Source organism: Microbacterium umsixpiens (assembly GCF_053543675.1).
Window position 1 is genome coordinate 1 of record NZ_JBLVOH010000169.1, and the last position, 2,411, is coordinate 2,411.

Sequence of the window (2,411 nt, forward strand, 5' to 3'; positions counted from 1 at the left end):
GGTCCGAGGCATCCTCGTGGTGGTGCGTGTGGAACTTCAGGCGCGAGCAGCCTCCGACACGGCGCGTGCCGCGGCGAGAGCCTGGTCGAGGTCGGCCTTCAGGTCCTCGATGTTCTCGATACCCACGGAGAGGCGGACGAGGCCCGGGGTGACGCCCGCGGTGAGCTGCTGCTCGGGGGTGAGCTGCGCGTGCGTGGTCGACGCGGGGTGGATGACGAGCGAGCGCACGTCGCCGATGTTGGCGAGGTGGCTGAACAGCGACAGGCTGTTCACGAACTCGCGGCCGGCCTCGACACCGCCCTTGAGCTCGAAGGAGAGCACCGCGCCGACGCCCTTGGGTGCGTACTCGTTCGCCTTGGCGTACCACGGCGAGGAGGGAAGGCCCGAGTAGTTGACGGTCGCGACGTCGTCACGGCTGTCGAGCCACTCGGCGATCTCCTGCGCGTTCTGCACGTGACGCTCGATGCGCAGCGACAGGGTCTCGATGCCCTGGATGAGGTTCCACGCGCTCTGCGGCGCGATGGCCGAGCCGAGGTCGCGCAGCAGCTGCACGCGGGCCTTGATGATGTAGGCGAGCGGGTCGCCGACCGCGGCGGTGTAGCTGGCGCCGTGGTACGAGGGGTCCGGAACCGTGAGGCCGGGGAACTTGTCGACGTTCTTCGACCACTCGAACGTTCCGCCGTCGACGATGGCGCCGCCGATGGTGGTGCCGTGTCCGCCGAGGAACTTGGTGACCGAGTGCACGACGATGTCGGCGCCGAACTCGAACGGACGGATCAGGTACGGGGTGGCGATCGTGTTGTCGACGATCAGCGGGACGCCGGACTCATGTGCGATGTCGGCGACGGCGCGGATGTCGAGGATGTTGATCTGCGGGTTGCCGATGGTCTCCGCGAAGAACAGCTTCGTGTTCGGGCGGACAGCGCGGCGCCACTCCTCGGCGTCATCCTGATTCTCGACGAAGGTGACCTCGATGCCGAGCTTGGCGAGGGTGTACTTGAAGAGGTTGTAGGTGCCGCCGTAGATCGAGCTCGAGGCGACGAAGTGGTCGCCTGCCTGAGCGATGTTGAGGATCGCGAAGGTGGAGGCGGCCTGGCCGCTGGCGAGCACGAGGGCGCCGGTGCCGCCTTCGAGCGCGGCGAGTCGCTGCTCGAGCACGTCCTGTGTCGGGTTCTGGATGCGGGTGTAGATGTTGCCGAACTCCGCCAGGGCGAAGAGGTTGGCCGCATGGTCCGCGCTGTCGAACACGTACGACGTGGTCTGGTAGATCGGCGTGGCGCGGGCCTTCGTGACCGGGTCGGGGGCGGCGCCGGAGTGGATCTGCTTGGTCTCGAAGCGCCAGGACTCGGGTGCGGACATGATTTCCCCCAGGAGTGGTCGGAAGGTCGGATGGCGGATGCCGTTGCAGCGAGAGTACGGAACATCGGCCCGTGTCAACAACAACCGGGAAATGTGACGTAACACGGCGGAGGCCCGGAATCACGGGGGAGAGAGGGTTCCGCGACAGCCCCGTGCGGGACTCCGCAATCTCGGCGGAACATCGTACGGTGGAGGCATGGTGAACAGACGTGCAGTGGTGACAGGTGCGAGTTCGGGAATCGGTGCGGCGACGGTGCGCGCACTCCGGGCACGAGGATGGGATGTCGTCGGTGTCGCCCGACGCGAGGACCGTTTGTCCGCGCTCGCCGCGGAGACCGGGGCTTCGGCCATCGCGTGCGACCTGACCGATCCGGCAGCCGTCGACGCACTGGTCTCGGAGCTCGAAGCGTCGGGGCCGGTGCACGCGCTCGTGCAGGTGGCCGGAGGGGCCCGCGGAACCGACCGCATCGAGGATGCCTCGGTCGCGGACTGGCAGTGGATGTTCGATGCCAACGTGCTGGCGACGCAGCGCCTCGTGGCCGGACTGCTCCCGCTGCTGCGTCGGGCCGCTGCGGCAGACGGTCACGCCGACACGCTCTTCGTGACCTCGACCGCCGCCCAGTCGGCGTATGCGGGAGGCGCCGGGTACAACGCCGCGAAGGCCGCCGAGGGCATGCTGGTGAAGGTCCTCCGCCAGGAGCTCAACGGCGAGCCGATCCGCGTCGTCGAGGTCGCGCCCGGCATGGTTCACACGGAGGAGTTCACGCTCAACCGCCTCGGGGGAGACGCCGTCGCCGCCGAGGCCGTCTACTCAGGTGTCGAAGCGCCCCTCCTCGCCGAAGACGTCGCCGACGTGATCGCCTATGCGCTGGAGTCGCCGGGACACGTCAACCTCGACCTGATCACGATGCGCCCGGTCGCGCAGTCGGCGCAGCACCTGCTCGCGCGCGGACCCCTGCGCGTGCGCTCCATCGACTGACGATGGCGCGGTCTCTCGCCGAGCTCGCCGCGGACGGGCAGATCGACGCGGGGTGGGCGGACGCGCTCGCTCC

The 2,411-nt window shown here is 68.7% G+C and carries 2 protein-coding genes and 1 pseudogene; 2 read left to right on the top strand and 1 reads right to left on the bottom strand.

Annotation, left to right across the window (positions count from 1 at the left end; genetic code table 11):
* Positions 1-36: 36 nt before the first annotated feature.
* Positions 37-1,359 carry a bifunctional o-acetylhomoserine/o-acetylserine sulfhydrylase gene (locus ACNPM4_RS16390; protein WP_372467122.1) on the bottom strand — a complete coding sequence of 441 codons (1,323 nt, stop codon included), beginning with the start codon at positions 1,357-1,359 and terminating at the stop codon, positions 37-39.
* Positions 1,360-1,555: 196 nt separating this feature from the next.
* Here ACNPM4_RS16390 and ACNPM4_RS16395 point away from each other — a divergent pair, with 196 nt between their 5' ends.
* Positions 1,556-2,338: an SDR family oxidoreductase gene (locus tag ACNPM4_RS16395; RefSeq protein ID WP_448986388.1), complete on the top strand. Its 783-nt coding sequence runs from the start codon at positions 1,556-1,558 to the stop codon at positions 2,336-2,338.
* 2 nt (positions 2,339-2,340) lie between these two features.
* Positions 2,341-2,411: pseudogene (locus ACNPM4_RS16400) on the top strand (uracil-DNA glycosylase); the annotation flags it as partial.